Below are 19,130 nucleotides of genomic sequence, written 5' to 3'. Positions count from 1 at the left end.
GTATTTAATAATAGGTTTGACACCAATTCTTATCTTACTGGAAAAATGTATAGGAAATGTTAACTATTTGTAAAAATGTGAGGAAAAACGTATTAATTTGTTAAATTGAGGAAGAATTGCAGTTCATTATGTCGAAATTCGCGCTAGATGGGAAAATAGAAAAAGGAATCAAGAAGATCCGCAAAGATTGATTTCTTGATCCCTTTTTAATTTAACGAAAAGTTATTTATCATACGATTCCCATTACATAACGAGAATAAATTCTACAATGACGAATATAGCCATGACAGCCAAAAGAAGGCTTTTAGCTAAAACTAATTTTTTTTGCTTATCTGTTACCTTTAATTCTTTTGGATTTAATTTGGAATTGTTTTCTTTTATCCATTTTTTTACTTCTTGTTTGTTATCGCATGTCATAAAATACGTTTCGCCATTTTTTCCTGTTGCGTTAATGACATAACGACATGTTTTTTTCTTAGTTAACACGTATCTCGCACCCTTTTTTAGAATGTGGCTATCGATATTTTACCAATTTACTAGCGGGATTCAACCCTTTATGAAAATATTTTTTGCTTTTAAATATTAAAAAAAATGAAAAGGCTTCACATTAAAAAAAATACAAAGTAGAGTTTGTCAAAAAGTGCTGAGATTTGTCAATTTGCGTATGATTTTTCTGACATTATCCATACTATAAAGAACGGAAAACGTGGGAGGAATTCTCGTGAAGACACTTATCATCTTTGCACATCCAAAACCAGCGAGTTTTAACGGCGCAATTCTTCAAGCATGTCTAAATAAACTTCAAGAAAAAAACCATGAAATTCGTATTCGAGACTTATACGAGATGAACTTTAACCCCATCTTAAAAGATGATGGTTTTACAGTAAAATCCTCGACCTCCATTCCAGCGACTGTTCGTACAGAGCAAGAGCACTTATTGTGGGCGCAAAATTTACTGTTTATTTTTCCAACATGGTGGGGTGGAATGCCAGCGATTTTAAAAGGGTATTTCGATCGTGTTTTTACGAATGGATTTGCATTTGAGTTTCAGGCAGCTGGTTCCAAAGGTTTATTGATGAATCGGAAAGCGATGATTTTTCAAACGACCTCTCATCCAAAAGAGAGTCTCAAACCGTATCAACTCATTTCTTCAATTGAAACGATTATCGACGTCGGAATTTTACAGTTTTGTGGAATTGAAACACTTGCTCATAAGTTTTTTTATTCTGTCCCATATGTAGATAATCAAACGAGGGAAAATATGCTAAAGGAAGTAGAGGACATTGTTGAATTATTGTAACGTTTAAGCAAATCATTTCCAATTCTCTTTTTCATCCTTCATAATACGAATTGTAGCGATGCAAGAATTGGAAAGGAGAAACTGAAAATGGTCAAAAGCTTACAAGATACAGTTACATTACATAACGGTGTTGAAATGCCATGGTTTGGTTTAGGTGTTTTTAAAGTAGAAGATGGAAATGAAGCGATTCATTCAGTCAAAATGGCTTTAGAAGTGGGCTACCGAAGCATTGACACAGCCGCAATCTATGAGAATGAAGAGGGTGTAGGCCAAGGAATTCGTGAATCTGGCGTACCCCGTGAAGAAATTTTTGTGACTAGTAAAGTATGGAATAGTGATCAAGGCTATGAATCTACACTACAAGCTTTCCAAGCGACACTTGATCGACTCGGATTAGACTACTTAGATCTTTACTTAATCCACTGGCCTGTGGAAGGAAAATATAAAGAAACGTGGAAGGCATTAGAACACTTATATAAAGAAGGAAAAGTACGTGCAATTGGTGTAAGTAATTTCCATATCCACCATTTAGAAGATTTAATGAAAGATGCAGAAATTAAACCGATGGTCAACCAAGTAGAATTACACCCGCGCCTAGCTCAAAAAGAGTTACGAGAGTACTGTGAAAAACACGGTATTCAAATGGAAGCATGGTCGCCATTAATGCAAGGAAAATTATTAGACAACGAAGTGCTTGTTGAAATCGGTGAAAAGTATGGAAAAACGCCTGCACAAGTAATCCTTCGTTGGGATTTACAATCAGGTATTATCACCATTCCAAAATCAATTAAGCGCGAGCGCATTATCCAAAACGCATCGATTTTCGATTTTGAACTTTCTAAAGAAGATATGGATCGAATTGATGCGCTAAACAAAGATGAGCGCGTCGGCCCAGATCCTGATAACTTTGATTTTTAAAAAAAGGGTTCTACGTCAAATGTTGGGGTAGGAGTATTTCCTATTACTCCTCACCCCACTTGAATATCATACGATTTTTCAATTGATGATGTAATAATATCTTTAATCGGAAGCGATCATAACGTTTAAACCCAAACGCATTCCGTTTAATTACTTTTGTTTGATTGTTTAATCCTTCTATAAATCCGTTGTTATATTCAAAGGCAAAACTATTTAAAATTTCCACTTGCCAGTTCTTAAGTGTTTGAATTGCGTCCATAAACTCTTTTATTCCCGATGCCTCTACTTGTTCGTAAAAAGCATACAGCTCCTTTTTCACCCTACTCATATCGGTCTTTCCGACCTCTTTTGCACGTATGAACCATTTCCTAAAACGTTCCTTTAGTCCATAAGCTGTTCGTAAGCTTTCAGAAAAACCTAAATATCTTGCCAAATACCAACGCTGTTTATCTGTTAGTTTCTCATAGGGCTTAAAGAAGATATGCCTTAATCGCTTACATTTCTTACGGTCATAAGCATGAAATTCCTTTTGGATTCGCTTACGGACACGATCAAGAGCCCAGTAAATATATCGACAGTAGTGGAATCGATCCGCAATGATAAGAGGATTTCCTAAAGCTTGATTGACAGCGGACTTGAAATGATAACTCATGTCCATGATGACGATTTTGACCTTCGCTCCTTTTTGTTGTAAGTACCTTTTGAATGTATGGACAGACCGGTTCGGTAAGATATCAAGAGGTTTGCCTGTTTCCCCATCAGCTATGATTAACTGATACTTTCCTTCATTCGTGTCCCCCTTGTACTCATCAATCGCAATCACCTCTGGTAATTCCTCTGTCTCCTTTAAATACGAAGCAGAAATTTGATCGAATCGACGGATACACGTTGTCTGAGAGGTACGAAATTGAGCTGCCGTATCTTTAAAGCTCTTTCCTTGAATCACCCTTAACCCTAACGCTTGATTCCATTCAATGGAATGGCGTTGATACCGTTCAACAAATCCATTCTTTTCCGCAAATCGCTTTCCACAAGGACATGCATACCGACGTTTTCGATAGAACAGATAGGTCGTTCGTTCAAATAGTTTTAAGTGCTTTACCTTCTGAATTCGATAATCATGAACCTTATGGATCCAATCTCCACATGCCGGACATTGATGTCTTCTTCGGGGGACAGAAACATGAAGGTGGATTACCCCCTCAATTTCCTCCATCTGTGTGATAATCAACTCTTCTAATCCAGGCATTGATATGGTAGAATACTTCATGCACGTAACTCCAATCTTTATTCTTGTTTCTCGTCAATTCAAGTGTAAAGGATTTTGGAGCTTACGTGTTTTTTTATGCTAAAAATTTCTTCATACCCCAACAAATATTGTAGAGCCAAAAAAAGACCGGTTTGCTTCTAGTGGAGCAAACCGGTTTTTCTTTTAACCTCGTTGGAAATCGACGCTTTTAAGGTATTGGGAACGTATTGAAGCAGAACTCAGTCCCAGACCTCACCTAACTTATTTGAGTAAAATTCAATTGCTCGCCTGTAAGCTTGAATCTCTTTGCAATCGCTTTTGCGTAAAACTGCTTTCAATAATATTTCCATAGCCTGTTCATGATATTTTAAGTTATATAAAGTCATTGAATAAAATATTTTCATGACATCGCTGTTCGGAAACTCGTTAAGACCTTTTTCAAAAATTTCTTTTGACTGATGGTAGTGTCCAAGTGCTCGAAGGGTACTTCCTAAGTTAATTAGCGCATATTTTTGTTTTTCTCGATTGAGGCCTAGTTCAATCGCCTTTTCATAATAGGGGATTGCTTTTGATTCTTGTCCCATTGCGTCATAACAGCATGCAATGTGATATTGCAATAATGCATCTTCAGGATATTGAGGCAAGATGTGTAATAGCTGATGTAATGCTTCGTCATATTTACCATCATCATGTAAGCGAACGGCATTCTGTAATTCTATTACCATAACCCAGTGCTCCTTTCTCAAATACTTTTTCAACAAATACCGTTCTACAGATCATTCATTTAAACCTTTATTAGATAGGGGATTTACGCGCTTAAATGATTTTTCCCCTTCAATAGATTCCTACTTCCTTTGCTATTTTTCATGAATAATAGATAACTGAATATGAGAAGACCATATGCAAGATACCAAAGGTTTATACCTCCAGTAATAATTGCCATACCGATAATTCCTGCTGCTAAAACATAATAACTCATAGGAATTAGTGCTTTTCGAATGAGTTGGCCTTCCTTACCTATTAGACCGACAGTTGCAGAGGCAGCTACGACATTATGAACACAAATCATATTTCCAGCTGCGCCTCCAATAGCTTGAAGTGCAACCACATAACTTGCATCATGAACGTCTAATCCAATGTTTTGTGCCGCTCCGAATTGGAAAATGGAAAACATCATATTACTGAATGTGTTACTACCGGCGATAAAAGCTCCTAAAGCACCGATGGTAGGTGCAAAAACTGGCCACAATGGACCGACTAGTTGAGCTAAATTTTCAGCTAAATAAAGTGGCATGCTAGTCAATTGCTCTGTTTGGGTATTAAGAAAAATCTTAATCATCGGCACAGCAAAAATTAATGCAGTTCCTGCGCTGACTGTCGTCTGAAAGGAATCCTTCCACGCTTTTTTATATGAGTTTTTCTTCATACGATGTAGGTAAAATGTGGTGATTGATATGATGATAAAGATAGTCCCAGGTACGTATAATGGAGATGTTTTAATACCTATAGTTGTCCCAAACAGTTGCTCGATTTTAAACGTGACAAAGTCTGCAGTTAAAAAAGATTTTATTTCAGGGGTAATGCGGGTCAAAACAAGTAGAAATGCGACTAATACATACGGAATCCAGGCACGAAGTAGAGATATATTTCCTTGTTGTGTGTTACTTATATCTGTATTTTCATTATTTAGTCGACCTATCCATTCTGCCTCCCAATCCGCACGGTTTTCAAACTCAAAAATATTTTCCTTAGTTGGTATAAATAAACCTCTTTTGGCTGCGGGTATCACAATCATCATTCCAATGAGTGCACCAACTAAAGAAGGAAATTCAGGTCCTAAGTAAACAGCAATCAAGTAATATGGTAAGGTAAAAGCTGCCCCAGCAAATAAAGCAAATTTCCATACTTTTAGCCCTTCAACAAATGAACGATTTTTCCCGAAGAATCTTGTTAGCATTCCAACCATAAATAAAGGAATGAAAATACCTACAAGCATATGAAACAGTCCAACATTTGCTGTGATTTTTAATAGATAGGAAGAATAATCCAAGGTTTGTAAAGCGCTCTCCACTCGAGGTTGATCTGCCAAGCTTCCGTTGACACCAACTAAAATAGGTGTCCCAATCGCTCCGAAAGATACAGGTGTACTTTGGATAATTAGGGCAACTAAGACGGCAGCCATTGCTGGAAATCCAATTGCAACAAGAAGTGGAGCGGCTATCGCAGCTGGTGTTCCAAAGCCGGCTGCTCCTTCGATGAAAGCCCCAAACAGCCATGCAATGATTATTGCCTGAATTCTTCGATCAGGGGAAATATGAATGAATCCTTCTCGAATTGTTGATATTGCACCACTTTGTTTAATCGTGTTTAACAATAACACTGCTCCGAAGACAATGAGCATGATTTCAAGTGTTGTAACGACACCGTTTAAAGTTGCAGCAAAAATAATTTGACTGCTTGTCCCCCATAGAAAGTAGGCTGTAACGGCGGTAAGAACAAGTGAGATTGGCATTGCACGATTTGCTGGCCATTTTAAAATGACTAGAAACGTAAAAACGCTGACGATAGGAATGAGAGCAAAAATGGTAAAGAGAATCGAATTCAATACAAGAACCTCCTTGTTGATTTAGTAGAAAATTCTGAATTCTAATTATGTGTTAAATCTGGTCATACAGTCATCAGATGACTATATCATAATGTAACCGCTACCATTATGCAAGGTTTGTTTTTGATTTTCTTCCATAAATTCGATTAAAATGTATATAATAAGATTTCTTTATACTTTCAAGGCTCGGACTATGATATCAGTAGGCTGCAGAAGATATCATGTCAACTGATTAGAGATGTTCCTTTCCTATACTTTGAGGTGAATACAATGGAATATAAACAAATAAAATCAAGAAAGATTTATGAACAAGTGGCGGAAGCTATTCTAGATATGATTAGAAAGGGAGAGTTAAATCCAGGAGATAAATTAGATTCCGTTCAACAATTGGCAGAAAATTTTCAAGTTGGTAGAGCGGCCATACGAGAGGCACTGAGTGCCTTGAGAGCAATGGGAATTGTTGAAATGAAGCAGGGAGAAGGTACTTTTGTAAGAGAGTTTGACCCAATGTCATTTACATTACCATTATCTACTGCAGCTCTGATGAATATGAATGACATTAATCATTTGCTCGAAGTTCGAAAAATATTAGAGGTTGGGGCTGCTTTTGTAGCTGCAACGAAAAGAACTGAACAAGATCTCCTTGCAATGGAATATGCATTAAATGAAATGAAAAATAACATTGATAATGAAGAACTAGGGGAGAAAGCAGATTGGTTGTTTCATTTAGCGGTTGCTTCAGCGTCGCAAAATCCAATTCTCGTTAGCTTAATGAATAATGTCTCAGGTATGATGGTTGAAGCAATGAAAGAAACGCGAAAAATCTGGCTTTACTCCAATCAGGCTACTGCTGACCGTCTTTATCAGGAGCATGAAGAAATTTATAATGCAATTCGTGCTAAAGAGCCAGAAAAGGCTCAGCAACTTATGTTAAACCATATTTCAAGTGTTGAAAACGTATTGAAATCATTTCATCGAACGAATAAATAAGAAGACCGAATTAGGTCTTCTTATTTATATGTTTCGAATATTTAAACTAGTTGCCTCTTAAAATATGTAGTTGCTTCCTCGCAATCATTCCGATTAAGTCTTTTCGACCTATCTCAACATTTCTTGAAAACGCTTCAATCAAAATTTCACCCATCTCTTAGTCATCAGATGACCTGTTGACTATTTTTAGAAAACGAGATATGTTGTATAAAAAGAAAACGCTACCGAAGTGAGGGGAGTATAGTGAAGGTATCACTATTTGTTACGTGTCTGATTGATATGTTTTATCCAAATGCCGGAAAGTCAACAGTTGAATTATTGGAACGATTAGGTTGTGAGGTAGATTTTCCTACTAATCAAGTTTGTTGTGGTCAGCCTGCTTACAATAGTGGCTATGTGAGAGAAGCTAGAAATGCTATGAAAAATATGATTCAAGCTTTTGAAAATGCAGAATATGTTGTGACTCCTTCTGGGTCATGCGCAACCATGTTTAAAGAATATCCTAAAGTGTTTCAAAATGATTCAGAGTGGTTTGAAAAAGCACAACGATTAGCTAAGAAGACATATGAACTGACTGATTTTATTATAAATGTATTACATATTCAGGATGTAGGAGCTTGTTTAAATGGGAGAGCAACGTATCATACATCTTGTCATATGACACGTTTACTAGGTGTGAAAGATTCACCCTTTCAATTACTTAAGCATGTAGAAGGGCTTGAAGTCATACCACTAAAAAATCAACATAATTGCTGCGGGTTTGGGGGAACATTTTCGATTAAAATGGCTGAAATTTCTGAACAAATGGTTGATGAAAAGGTCTCTAATATTGTAGAGGGCTCTGTCGACTACTTAGTTGGAGCAGACTGTGGGTGTCTGATGAACATCGGGGGGCGTTTGAAACGAAACGGGGTTAACGTAGAAGTTCTTCACATCGCAGAAGTGTTAAATTCAGTAGAAGAAAAGGGGGAATAGAAATGGCAATGAAAACAAGTGGAGATCCGTTTCAGAAGCGAGTTCAAACTGGGTTGCAGAATGATTTTATGAGGCAGGCCGTTTCGAATGCACAAGAAAGGCTTCAAAGTAAGAGACTACAGGCAGCCGAAGAATTAGGAAACTGGGAACATTGGAGAACATTGGGTGAACAGATCCGCCAGCATACACTTGAGAATCTAGATTATTATTTATTTGAACTTAGCGAAAACGTCGCAAGACGAGGAGGGCACGTATTCTTTGCACAAACGGCTGAAGAAGCGAACGAATACATTCGTGGTGTCGTTCGGAAAAAACAGGCAAAAAAAATAGTTAAATCCAAATCAATGGTAACAGAAGAAATTCATTTAAATCATGCTTTAGAAGAAGAAGGATGCCAAGTGATAGAAACTGATTTAGGAGAATATATCTTACAAGTTGATGATCACGATCCACCTTCACATATTGTTGCTCCTGCCCTTCACAAAAATAAGGAGCAAATACGGGATGTTTTTAAGGAAAAACTCCATTACGAGAAAACAGAAGTGCCTGAGGAACTCGCAATGCATGCTAGAAAAATGCTGAGGAATGAATTTTTAACGGCGGATGTTGGAATAACGGGGTGTAACTTTGCAGTAGCGGAAACGGGGTCTATTAGCTTAGTGACGAATGAAGGAAATGCTCGTCTAGTCACTACTTTGCCCAAAACTCAAATTACAGTTATGGGAATGGAACGAATTGTGCCAACATTTGAAGATTTAGACATTCTAGTTAGTTTGCTTACGAGAAGTGCAGTTGGTCAAAAATTAACAAGCTATGTAACAGTGTTATCTGGCCCGAAGGAAGATGGAGATGTAGATGGACCAGAAGAATTTCATTTAGTTATTGTAGATAATGGTCGATCAAACATTTTAGGAACTGAATTTCAATCGGTTCTTCAATGTATCCGATGTGCAGCATGTGTAAATGTTTGTCCAGTTTATCGTCATGTTGGCGGTCATTCCTACGGCTCAATCTATTCTGGGCCGATTGGAGCCGTTTTGTCACCTCTATTAGGAGGATATGAGGAATTTAAAGAGTTACCTTATGCATCTACCCTTTGTGCAGCCTGTTCAGAAGCTTGTCCAGTAAAAATTCCACTACATGAACTTCTACATAAACATCGGCAAGTTATAGTGGAACAAGAAGGGCGTGCACCGATTTCAGAGAAAATGGCGATGAAAGCTTTTGGGTTAGGAGCAGCTACGCCAAAGTTGTATCAAGCTGGTGCAAAATTAACCCCTCTTGTGATGAAATCGTTTTCGAAAGGTCATTCCATCTCGAAGGGTCCAGGTCCATTAAAGGCGTGGACGAAAGTTCGAGAATTCCCTGCTCCGGAAAATGGTTTTCGAGATTGGATGGAACGTCGAAAGGGGGAAAAAGAATGAGAGAAAACATTTATGAACGTGATTCATTTTTAAATAACATTGCTAAAAGGTTTAATAGACCAGTTCGGAAGCGAGACGTGATAAGACCAGAACTTAAATTTAACCCACAACTAGATGTATTGAAGGAAAAAACTCAGGATGAACTCGTTCAAGTATTAATCAATCAATGTACAAAAATTCAAACCGACACTTACCTCGTGACGAAAGAAGAACTTCCGCGTACTTTAAATGAAGTCTTTTTAGCCTACCGTGGAGGTCCCATTGTATGTTGGGAAGACCATAGAATTGATGATTTCCATTTGCGATCATTTTTGGAAAAATCAGCCGTTCACATGTGGGACCCAGTGCATAAGGAAAAGAATATCGCTTATTCTGAACAAGCCAATATAGGGATTACCTTTAGTGACATTACATTAGCTGAATCAGGAACTGTCGTATTATTTTCTTCGAAAGAAAAAGGTCGGTCGGTTAGCTTGCTTCCGAAAACATATATTTCAATTATCCCAAAGAGTACAATTGTTCCACGCTTTACGCAGGCGGCTCAAAAAATTCGACAAATGGTAAATGAGCAGAAAATGATTGCGTCTTGTATCAACTTCATATCTGGTCCGAGTAACTCAGCTGATATTGAAATGAACTTAGTGGTAGGCGTTCATGGACCGGTTAAAGCCACTTATATAATTGTTGAAGACGCCTAATAGGAGGGTGTTAAATGTTAACGCCATCGATAGCAAAGAAAATTATTGAAGAAGTGAAGAAGCTGACAAAAGAGCAATTAATCATGACAAATAAGTCGGGAACAATAATAGCCAGTACACAACCAGATAGAGTAGGCACATATCATGAAGGTGCCTACTTTGCATGTATGAACAAAATGAAACGAGAAATCAGGCATTGTGATGAAAAACAATTGAAAGGAGTTAAGGCAGGGATATGTCTTCCTATCTTCTTTCATCAAGAAGTTATTGGTGTAATTGGAATAACAGGCGACCCTTTAAAAGTGGATAGTTATGGGGAATTAATTAAAAAAATGACAGAATTGCTCATACATGAACGGTATTACTATAATCATAAAGAATGGATGCAAAGAGCTTACCAAATGTTTTTATTTGAATGGCTGACTGAATCGGAAAAAAACGAAGAATTTTACGAGAGAGCTAGTGTACTTCAAATTGATTTACAGAGCTCAAAACGAGTAATTATTGGTCGAATGGAATCGTTGTCTTCTCCCAATGGTCGATTTTTATATCAAGACTTACAAAATCTATTTGAAGATGGTTCGATTCGCATCTTTCAATGGACACAAACGAAGATCATTTTTGTGGTAGACAATCATGAAAAATGGACAACTACTTCACTTGCCTCCTTTTTGGAACAAATTGTTCAATACTGTCGACAGTATTACCGCGATGATGTCCATTTCGGTGTAGGGCATACTGTTCCGGCTCTTAAAATACGAGATTCTTATTTACAAGCTGAAAAAGCTGTAATGGCAGCAACATTGCACAAACAAATCGTATTTGAAGAAGATTTGGATTTAGAAATGTGTTTACAAGAGATACCATTTCAGACAAAGATACGTTTCGTCAAACGAGTATTGGGTCGGATAATAAAAGAAAAAGAGCTACTGCGAACGTTAAAAATGTTCATCAAACATAATGCAACGCTAAAGGAAACGGCCAATTCATTAAATTTACATATCAATACCTTGCATTATCGGTTGAAAAAAATTGAAGAGTTAACTGGTTATCATCCAAAAGAGATAAAGGATATGGCGACCTTATTTTTAGCTATTGAAATTTTGGATAAACATCCAAATTTATTGGATGAAATTGATGGAAATTCGTATATACATCCATAGAGAGGGAAACCTCTTTTTTTTATGCTTAAGAGAGAAGTATATGGATAGAGGTGGAACAGAATTGTTAAATGAAGTAAAAAATCAAATAATCCAAATAGTTGGAAGTGAAAATGTACAAGATACACCTGCGGCGCTTCTAGCTTATTCCTATGATGCCACACCAAACTATCAATCATTACCTGATGCAGTCGTATCTCCTAGAAACAAAGAAGAAGTTGCGAAAATCCTTAAACTCTGTAACGAACATAACATCCCGGTGATACCGCGTGGTTCGGGGACAAATCTATGTGCGGGAACATGTCCTGTTGAAGGTGGAGTCGTTTTATTATTTCATCATATGAACCAAATTATCGAAATTGACGAAGAAAATTTAACTGCAACAGTTCAGCCAGGGGTCATTACTCAAGATTTAATTGAAGAGGTAGAGAATAAAGGACTTTTATATCCTCCTGATCCAAGTTCGATGAAGATTTCAACGATTGGGGGAAATATCAATGAAAACTCAGGTGGTTTAAGAGGATTAAAGTACGGTGTGACGAGAGACTATGTGTTAGCACTTGAAGTGGTTTTACCGAACGGAGAAATAATTCAGACAGGTGGAAAGCTTGCTAAAGATGTTGCAGGGTATGATTTAACTCGTTTGTTCGTGGGTTCAGAAGGAACTTTAGGAGTTGTGACAGAAGCGATACTTAAATTACTTCCTCTACCTGAGTCTAAAAAAACAATGCTAGCATTATATCAAGATTTAGAGGCTTGTGCTCGGACGGTTTCCAGAATCATCGCAAGTAAAATAATCCCTACTACACTTGAATTTTTAGATAAAGCAACGATTGAGGTTGTTGAAGACTACACAAAAGTGGGTTTACCGACAGATGTGGAAGCCATTTTATTGATCGAACAGGATGGGATTGAAGAGGTGGTCCTTCGTGACATGGAAAAAATGAAACAAATTTGCTTAGAAGAACAAGCAATTTCCGTTCGACTTGCTCATTCAGAAGATGAAGCGAATGAACTAAGAATCGCCAGGAGGTCTGCTCTATCAGCACTTGCACGATTGAAGCCCACAACTATTTTAGAGGATGCAACGGTTCCAAGATCTGAAATTGCTAAAATGGTTAAAGCTATTAAAGAAATAGCAGATAAATGGCAGGTTCAAATTTGTACATTTGGACATGCAGGTGACGGAAATTTACATCCTACTTGTCTAACCGATATACGGAATCAGGAAGAGATGAATCGAGTTGAAAAAGCGTTTGAAGAGATTTTTGAAAAAGCGGTTGAACTAGGTGGAACGATTACAGGTGAACATGGGGTAGGGGCAATGAAAGCACCGTATCTTCAGTTGAAATTGGGAGAGAACGGGGTAGCGGCGATGAAAGCTGTTAAGCAGGCACTTGATCCGAAATCAATCATGAATCCTGGGAAAATATTTGCGAAAAATGAACGGAAGCGAGTGGTGGTTTCGTAATGATCACAAATAGCGAAAAACAAAAGATAGCGACTCATTTTCAGAACCGTATGGATGATGACGAACTATTGAATTGTATGAGATGTGGATTTTGTTTACCTTCATGCCCAACTTATATTGAAACAAACCGCCAAGAGGTTCATTCACCAAGAGGTAGGATTGCCCTCATGAAAGCTGTCAAAGATGGGGTGATTGAGCCAAATGAAGAGGTAGAGCAATCGTTAAACATGTGTCTAGGTTGTCGCGCGTGTGAGCCTGTATGTCCTTCTGGCGTTAAATATGGACATTTGTTAGAAGAGGCTCGAGACATTATTTATCAATCGAAGGAATATTCGAAGTTCAATCGATGGGTGCGTAATTTTCTTTTTCAAGCTCTAATCCCAAATCAAAGAAGATTGCGTAAAACTGTTTCACTTATTGGGGTCTATCAACGCTCAGGTATCCAAAAAGTTGCAAGAAAAATGGGAGTTTTAAATCTATTACCCTCCCATATAAAGACAATGGAAAAGACGTTGCCAAATATTCCTTCATATAAAGAGTTAGCTAGTCAACCACGAAATGTGAAACCGATAGGCCTCCGGAAAACAAGAATTGCTTTCTTCCGAGGATGTTTGATGGATGCGATGTTTTATGAAACGAACCAAGCAACGATTAAACTGCTTCAGTTAGCAGGATGTGAAATTGTTATTCCTCCCAAACAAACATGTTGCGGAGCTCTTCATGGACATAGTGGTGAAAAAGAGCAAGCAAAGGAGTTAGCGAAACGTAATATAGAAGCTTTTGAGCAATTAGATGTCGACTATATAGTAACGAATGCAGGTGGGTGTGGAGCATTTCTATATGAATATGATCATTTATTAAAAAATGATTCGGAATGGAATGAGCGTGCGAAAGGGTTCGTTCAACAAATTAAAGATGTGACAGATATTCTAGTAGAGTTGAAGTTTCATGAACAATTCTCACTACAACTTCCAAGTCAAATTGTTACTTACCAAGATTCATGTCATTTACGTAATGTTATGAAAACGGTACATTCTCCAAGAACATTATTAAAGTCCATACAAGGAATACAATTTAAAGAGATGAAGGAAGCGGATCGTTGCTGTGGTTCTGCAGGTACGTACAATATTGTACAACCTGAAATGTCTATGCAAATACTGGATCATAAAATGGGTAGGGTAAGGGAAACAAATGCAACTACAATTGTTACCGCTAACCCAGGTTGCTTACTTCAAATGAAGATAGGAATAGAAAGAGAGAACCGAAATGATTTGAGAGCAGTTCATATTGTAGACCTTATTTTAGAAGCAGTGAAGAATAAAAAACATGAATAGAAGCTGTCCCCACCCTATCAGGATAAACGGGGTGGGGAAAACGAAAGTTAGCACGTTGTAATCATTTCTTCATTCGTTGCAAAACCTCAGCTAACCCAAATAAAACGAGAGACTGGGAAAGTCCAAAAAGTGACCCAATGAATAATAGTCCATCAAATTCTCCGATAAAATTCATAATGAGGAAGGCGCTGCTTCCTAGAAGGAAGAGAAATCCTACCAGTGTTAGTAATCTTTCCATGTACTGACTACCTCCATTAATATAAACGTTGTTCGTATCCTTCTTTTAATCGGTTTGCGATTTGTTCCTCTCGCAAGTTTGGTATTTTCGCGTGATCAGCAAGTATTTTTGCTGGGTTTGGACATTCTTCTTTTTTAATCCAAGATTCATAGTTCCATAGGTTGGAGCGAATGAATGCTTTTGCGCAGTGTAGAAAGCATTCTTCAACGTGAACGGCTATTGCTAGCTTTGGTACTTTATTGTGAACGGCTAAAGAAGTGAGATGCTCTTCATCTGTAATAATCATCGCTTTTCCGTTTATGCGAAGTGTTTCCCCCATGTTTGGAATGACAAAAAGTAACCCAATCTGGGGATTTTCAAGGATGTTTGTTAAAGTGTCAGCTCGTTTATTCCCAGGACGTTCGGGGATTAGCAAATAATGCTCATTAACGATAGACACAAATCCTGGATGATCTCCACGAGGGGATACATCACACTCGCCTTTTTTATTTGCACTGCTAATAAAGACAAGCGGTGAAGATTTGATAAAAGATTGACAATGGTAATCGAGATAATGGATGACTTTGTTTTGAACTAATTCACTAGGTGTACCGATAATATCTCGTAATTGTTGTTCGGAAGTGATCACGCTTTGGAACAATTCAATCAGTCTCCTTTTTTGTGGATAATTATGGATAAGGAATCTTTTTTTACTCTATACGGAATGAGACGAGGATTCAAGTGAAGAATGGTATAATAAAGAAAAAAAGGAAACAGGGTGTTCAAACGTTATGAAGTGGTTGTCGTTTATGTTCATTGTAGCCGGATTATGTTTCATTGGATTCGCCGGCTGGAAAATTATTAATACGAAAGTTGAAACGAATCAAGCGAAAGAAGAAGCGAAAAAAATCGTTACAGAAGCTTCTTCAACAACCATTGAACATTCCAAAGACAATCCGTATCGACCTGAAAATGGGGAGGAAGCAGGGTTATTACTTATTCCAAAGCTTGAAGCAGAACTCCCAATTATTGAAGGAACGGACCCGGATGCTCTAGATAAAGGTGTTGGGCATTACGAAGGAAGCTATTATCCGAATGAAGAAGGGCAAATTGTATTATCCGGACATCGAGATACCGTTTTTCGAAGAATGGGGGAGCTTGAAATCGGGGATTTACTTGTTATTCAATTGCCGTATGGGGAGTTTACGTACGAAATGATTGATACGAAAATTGTTGCAGCAGATGATACGAGTATCATCACACTGCAGAATGAAAAGGAAGAACTGATTTTAACAACATGTTATCCATTCTCCTTTATTGGAAATGCCCCAGACCGATACATTATTTATGGAAAACGAGTATGAGCAGAAAGGCTCCCCTTGGAGTTTTTCTGCTCATTTTCTTAAATATTTCTAATAAGTGCTTTCATGTCTGAAGGAAGCGGAGCCTCCACCTTAATCTTTTCATTTGTAAATGGGTGAATAAGACTGATGTTTTCAGCATGAAGAGCTTGACGTTTCATGTTGTTCGTTTTCCCGCCATAAAGCTGATCACCTACAATAGGATGGCCGATAGATGATAGGTGAACACGTATTTGATGGGTGCGCCCGGTATCAAGTGTTAATTTCACAATTGAATATTTCGGTGGGAATTTTTTCACTATATGAAAGTGAGTAATAGCTTGTTGCCCACTTTTCGAAACTCTTCTTCTGACAGGATGGTGACGGTCGCGACCGATGGGAGCGTCGATTGTTCCGCTTTCTTTCATTTTCGTTCCGTGAACGATGGCGACATACGTTCGCTTAATTTTGCGCTCAAGTAAGTCTTGACTTAAGAGGGCGTACGCGAATCGATGTTTAGCAAAGATAATCGCACCCGAAGTGTTTTGGTCAAGGCGATGAATATGTCGAGCTTTTATTCCTTTTGCTTCGAAGTAGTAGGAAAGGGCATTGCCAAGTGTTCCTGTTTCACCTTCTTCATTTGGATGTGTGTTCATATACGGTGGTTTATTAACAATAATTAAGTGATCATCTTCGTATAAGATATCAAGCGGAAGATTTTCAGGTTTTACCTCATCGGTTTCCTTTGTAAATAGCTCAATGGCTAATTCGTCCCCAAGTGTTAACGGCTTGGTCCAATTTGGATCTACTCCATTAACCTTTACTTTTTTCTCCATTCGCCATTCATGAAGTAGGCCTTTTGGGACGCGGAAAGTCGTACGTAATAATTCTTGTAAAGGGATGGAGACCCAGTCGCTTTTTGCGGGCCATATCATCCACTGATCTTTTCGAATCATAGATAACTCCTTACTAATTAAAATATCATGACATCAGTATACACCAAATTGAACGGAAACACTTACCTGTAAAATGAACGGGAGAGCTATGGTATCCTTATGTAAGTAACAAATCGTAAAACGAGGGTGAGAATCGGTGAAAGTTGTATTGGCAAGTACGGAAGAGCAAGAACGCTATATAGAAGAACTAATTGAACAAATGTATACCGAGATCTTCCCAATGTACTTTCCAGATAAGAAAATTGAGGAATTTGAACAGTTATCCGTATTGAAACCTAATCAGTCAACCGGATACAACGGAACGTTACAAGAAGCTTTTCAAATTATGTCCAGTTTACAAGCACTTATTGCGATATTGGAAAATGCACAGGAAGCAGAAAAAAACGAGGAAAAATACCGAGAAATGTATGAAAAAAACTTACAAACATTAGAGCAATACGGATATAAATTTCCGCTGTCGTTTGATCAATTCCGTTCTGTTTTAGTAAGGGAAGATGATGTTTTTAGTCGGTATATAAAACCTGCAAATAAGTGGATTATATAACCAATTCATGCCATCAAGGATATGTGGTTATTCTTAAAGGTTCTTATCTAATTGTACTCTAAAAGTTTGTTGTTTTCAGAGATAGCATTGGATGCGAAAGGAGGACTCTTCTTTCGCTTCTTAGTGAATGGAATCTTCATATTTTACTTACGTTGTCTAAAAACGGAGCCATCGCAATAGCTGATGGCTTTTTTCATTGATTCATTGTATAATACTCTCAATTCAAATAGAAACGGAGTGATGATTGATGCTGAGTGTAAAAGCAGTTTTTAAATTAGGAGAAGGGTGTAGCGATTCCTAATGGAATAAAGCTGTATCCTTCTCATTTCAGACAATGGAATATAGGAGGATACGACATTGAAGACGTTAGAAACATTTGGTTGGAATGATTTTTTTCAAGCTCAAGTGGAAGATTGGGACGGTGCGATTGGACGTGTTACCCTTGAGCATAAGCATATGTATCGAATCGCCAATGAATCAGGCGAGTGGCTGGGAGAATTATCAGGGAAATTTCGCTTCGATGCAGTCTGCAAGGAGGATTACCCTGCTGTTGGAGATTGGGTACTATTTAAACCGCTGCCGAATGAAAAGAAAGCTGTCATTCAGCATGTGTTAAATCGAAAAAGTCGCTTTATCCGTCAAAGTGCAGGGAGTAAAATAGAGCAACAAATTGTAGCAGCAAACGTTGATTACGTTTTTATCGTTTCGTCTCTCAATCGAGATTTTAATGTTAGACGAATCGAGCGTTATGTGCTACTTGCTTACGATAGTGGAGCGACACCTGTCATTGTCCTGACCAAAAAAGATTTATGTGAAGATATCGAAGAGAAAAGAGCGGAAGTAGAAGAAGTGGCAATTGGTGTTCCAGTTGTTTGTGTAAACAATATAGAGCGTGAAGGGTATGACGAACTGTCTCCTTACTTATTGGAAGGGAAGACCATTGCCTTACTCGGTTCATCTGGGGTTGGAAAATCCTCATTACTAAACGGCCTAATGAATCAAGATGTTCAAAAAACCTTAAGTGTTCGAGATGGGGATGACAAAGGAAGACACACGACGACCCATCGCGAACTATTTTCACTCCCCAATGGAGCTTTAATCATTGATACACCTGGTATGAGAGAACTGAAGCTTTGGGAGGGAGAAGAATCATTAGATTCGACTTTCGCTGACATTGAAGAATTAGCTCGAACATGTCGATTCAATGACTGCCAGCACGAATCAGAACCGGACTGTGCGGTGAAAAAAGCGATTGATGATGGGAGTCTTGCGGTCGAACGGCTTAAAAGCTACAAAAAGCTTCAACGGGAAATTGCCTTCTCGATGAGAAAGCAAGATGAACAACTTGCTCTCATCGAAAAACAAAAATGGAAAAAAATCCATAAACACATTCGGAAAATGCCCCGTAAAAGGTAAGAAAAAAGGTGTGCTACGTTTTAGCACACCTTTCATTATTTTAGATTACGACTATGATGCCTTCCACTCGGTTAAGAGTTCTTGGTAAAAAGCTTCTTCTTGGAGACCTTCTACACGTTCCACTTCTTTGCCGTTTTCAAATTTAACAAGGGTAGGAGTAGCATTAATGTTGTAATCGTTCCATCCTTGCTCGAATTCTAATAAGTTATATTGTTGAATTTCAACGCCTAAATCGTCTGCAATAGGCATGAGAATAGGAGTAGCTTGTTTACAATAAACACATGTAGAGCTAAAGAAGTAGACGATCATGTCTTCTTCATTTTCGATTTGTTTGTCAAGCTCTTCCGGTAATATGATGTTCTGATAGTTTGGATCATCTAATAAGTTAATCGTCTCTGGATCTAATTCTGTTTTTCCATACGGGTTGTTTTCAATGGAAGCAAGCTTTTGCTGGTTTTGATAATTTGTGACGAATGCTAGTAAGCCGAATAATAACAAGACGATACTTCCAAAAATCAATATCTTTTTCATAA

General features: G+C 37.9%; 20 protein-coding genes. 12 read left to right on the top strand and 8 right to left on the bottom strand.

Features of this window, described 5'->3' with window-relative positions; all coding sequences use genetic code 11:
• Nucleotides 1–243: 243 nt before the first annotated feature.
• The gene (locus ML543_RS11600; RefSeq protein ID WP_243387545.1) at nt 244–486 is read right to left on the bottom strand and encodes a hypothetical protein; all 243 of its coding nucleotides are present in this window, start codon (nt 484–486) and stop codon (nt 244–246) included.
• 235 nt (nt 487–721) lie between these two features.
• Here ML543_RS11600 and ML543_RS11595 point away from each other — a divergent pair, with 235 nt between their 5' ends.
• Nucleotides 722–1,300, top strand: a complete 579-nt coding sequence (locus tag ML543_RS11595) for an NAD(P)H-dependent oxidoreductase (RefSeq protein ID WP_243387543.1) — start codon at nt 722–724, stop codon at nt 1,298–1,300.
• Between the two features lie 87 nt (nt 1,301–1,387).
• Nucleotides 1,388–2,218, top strand: a complete 831-nt coding sequence (locus tag ML543_RS11590; protein ID WP_243387541.1) for an aldo/keto reductase — start codon at nt 1,388–1,390, stop codon at nt 2,216–2,218.
• 43 nt (nt 2,219–2,261) lie between these two features.
• On the opposite strand, the gene ML543_RS11585 is transcribed toward ML543_RS11590, so the two are convergent.
• The 3 genes from ML543_RS11585 to ML543_RS11575 all read right to left on the bottom strand — a co-directional run bounded on the left by ML543_RS11585 (nt 2,262) and on the right by ML543_RS11575 (nt 6,072).
• Nucleotides 2,262–3,488: an ISL3 family transposase gene (locus tag ML543_RS11585; protein ID WP_243387539.1), complete on the bottom strand. Its 1,227-nt coding sequence runs from the start codon at nt 3,486–3,488 to the stop codon at nt 2,262–2,264.
• Nucleotides 3,489–3,706: 218 nt separating this feature from the next.
• A complete protein-coding gene (locus ML543_RS11580) occupies nt 3,707–4,192 on the bottom strand; it encodes a tetratricopeptide repeat protein (protein WP_243387537.1) in 486 nt (161 codons plus the stop codon).
• An 83-nt stretch (nt 4,193–4,275) separates the two neighbouring features.
• Nucleotides 4,276–6,072, bottom strand: coding sequence for an L-lactate permease (locus ML543_RS11575; protein ID WP_243387535.1), 1,797 nt, complete (start codon nt 6,070–6,072; stop codon nt 4,276–4,278).
• Nucleotides 6,073–6,342: 270 nt separating this feature from the next.
• Between ML543_RS11575 and ML543_RS11570 the strand changes: the two genes are divergently transcribed.
• The 7 genes from ML543_RS11570 (at nt 6,343) to ML543_RS11540 (ending at nt 14,124) form a co-directional block, all read left to right on the top strand.
• The gene (locus ML543_RS11570; RefSeq protein ID WP_279326653.1) at nt 6,343–7,062 is read left to right on the top strand and encodes a FadR/GntR family transcriptional regulator; all 720 of its coding nucleotides are present in this window, start codon (nt 6,343–6,345) and stop codon (nt 7,060–7,062) included.
• 243 nt (nt 7,063–7,305) lie between these two features.
• Complete coding sequence (locus ML543_RS11565; protein WP_243387533.1) at nt 7,306–8,037, top strand: (Fe-S)-binding protein; 732 nt, start codon at nt 7,306–7,308, stop codon at nt 8,035–8,037.
• Nucleotides 8,038–8,039: 2 nt separating this feature from the next.
• Complete coding sequence (locus ML543_RS11560; protein ID WP_243387531.1) at nt 8,040–9,461, top strand: LutB/LldF family L-lactate oxidation iron-sulfur protein; 1,422 nt, start codon at nt 8,040–8,042, stop codon at nt 9,459–9,461.
• Nucleotides 9,458–10,159, top strand: coding sequence for a LutC/YkgG family protein (locus ML543_RS11555; RefSeq protein ID WP_243387529.1), 702 nt, complete (start codon nt 9,458–9,460; stop codon nt 10,157–10,159). Before ML543_RS11560 ends, ML543_RS11555 begins: the two co-directional genes overlap by 4 nt.
• A gap of 14 nt (nt 10,160–10,173) precedes the next feature.
• Nucleotides 10,174–11,322, top strand: a complete 1,149-nt coding sequence (locus tag ML543_RS11550) for a CdaR family transcriptional regulator (RefSeq protein WP_243387527.1) — start codon at nt 10,174–10,176, stop codon at nt 11,320–11,322.
• 40 nt (nt 11,323–11,362) lie between these two features.
• A complete protein-coding gene (gene glcD, locus ML543_RS11545) occupies nt 11,363–12,790 on the top strand; it encodes a glycolate oxidase subunit GlcD (protein ID WP_243387525.1) in 1,428 nt (475 codons plus the stop codon).
• A complete protein-coding gene (locus tag ML543_RS11540) occupies nt 12,790–14,124 on the top strand; it encodes a (Fe-S)-binding protein (protein ID WP_243387524.1) in 1,335 nt (444 codons plus the stop codon). The genes glcD and ML543_RS11540 overlap by 1 nt, the downstream gene beginning before the upstream one ends.
• A gap of 61 nt (nt 14,125–14,185) precedes the next feature.
• Here the strand turns inward: ML543_RS11540 and ML543_RS11535 are convergent, their stop codons facing one another.
• Together ML543_RS11535 and ML543_RS11530 are read right to left on the bottom strand one after the other, a co-directional pair.
• Nucleotides 14,186–14,362 (bottom strand): hypothetical protein, encoded by a 177-nt coding sequence (locus ML543_RS11535; protein WP_243387523.1) that lies wholly within the window; start codon nt 14,360–14,362, stop codon nt 14,186–14,188.
• Between the two features lie 16 nt (nt 14,363–14,378).
• Complete coding sequence (locus ML543_RS11530) at nt 14,379–15,002, bottom strand: pyridoxamine 5'-phosphate oxidase family protein (protein ID WP_243387522.1); 624 nt, start codon at nt 15,000–15,002, stop codon at nt 14,379–14,381.
• Between the two features lie 130 nt (nt 15,003–15,132).
• Between ML543_RS11530 and ML543_RS11525 the strand changes: the two genes are divergently transcribed.
• The gene (locus ML543_RS11525) at nt 15,133–15,705 is read left to right on the top strand and encodes a class D sortase (RefSeq protein WP_243387521.1); all 573 of its coding nucleotides are present in this window, start codon (nt 15,133–15,135) and stop codon (nt 15,703–15,705) included.
• Nucleotides 15,706–15,743: 38 nt separating this feature from the next.
• On the opposite strand, the gene ML543_RS11520 is transcribed toward ML543_RS11525, so the two are convergent.
• Nucleotides 15,744–16,637 carry an RluA family pseudouridine synthase gene (locus ML543_RS11520; RefSeq protein ID WP_243387520.1) on the bottom strand — a complete coding sequence of 298 codons (894 nt, stop codon included), beginning with the start codon at nt 16,635–16,637 and terminating at the stop codon, nt 15,744–15,746.
• 136 nt (nt 16,638–16,773) lie between these two features.
• On the opposite strand from ML543_RS11520, the gene ML543_RS11515 reads away from it, so the two are divergent.
• Nucleotides 16,774–17,181: a DUF5365 family protein gene (locus ML543_RS11515; RefSeq protein ID WP_243387519.1), complete on the top strand. Its 408-nt coding sequence runs from the start codon at nt 16,774–16,776 to the stop codon at nt 17,179–17,181.
• A 357-nt stretch (nt 17,182–17,538) separates the two neighbouring features.
• Nucleotides 17,539–18,597 carry a ribosome small subunit-dependent GTPase A gene (rsgA, locus tag ML543_RS11510; RefSeq protein ID WP_243387518.1) on the top strand — a complete coding sequence of 353 codons (1,059 nt, stop codon included), beginning with the start codon at nt 17,539–17,541 and terminating at the stop codon, nt 18,595–18,597.
• Nucleotides 18,598–18,648: 51 nt separating this feature from the next.
• Here rsgA and ML543_RS11505 read toward each other — a convergent pair whose 3' ends face one another.
• Complete coding sequence (locus tag ML543_RS11505; RefSeq protein ID WP_243387517.1) at nt 18,649–19,128, bottom strand: thioredoxin family protein; 480 nt, start codon at nt 19,126–19,128, stop codon at nt 18,649–18,651.
• Between the last annotated feature and the right edge of the window lie 2 nt (nt 19,129–19,130).

The organism is Bacillus kexueae, assembly GCF_022809095.1.
In the GTDB taxonomy this organism is placed as follows: domain Bacteria; phylum Bacillota; class Bacilli; order Bacillales; family Aeribacillaceae; genus Bacillus_BZ; species Bacillus_BZ kexueae.
The sequence above is the reverse complement of the archived record's forward strand: the minus strand, read 5'-3'. Positions and strand labels throughout refer to the sequence as shown.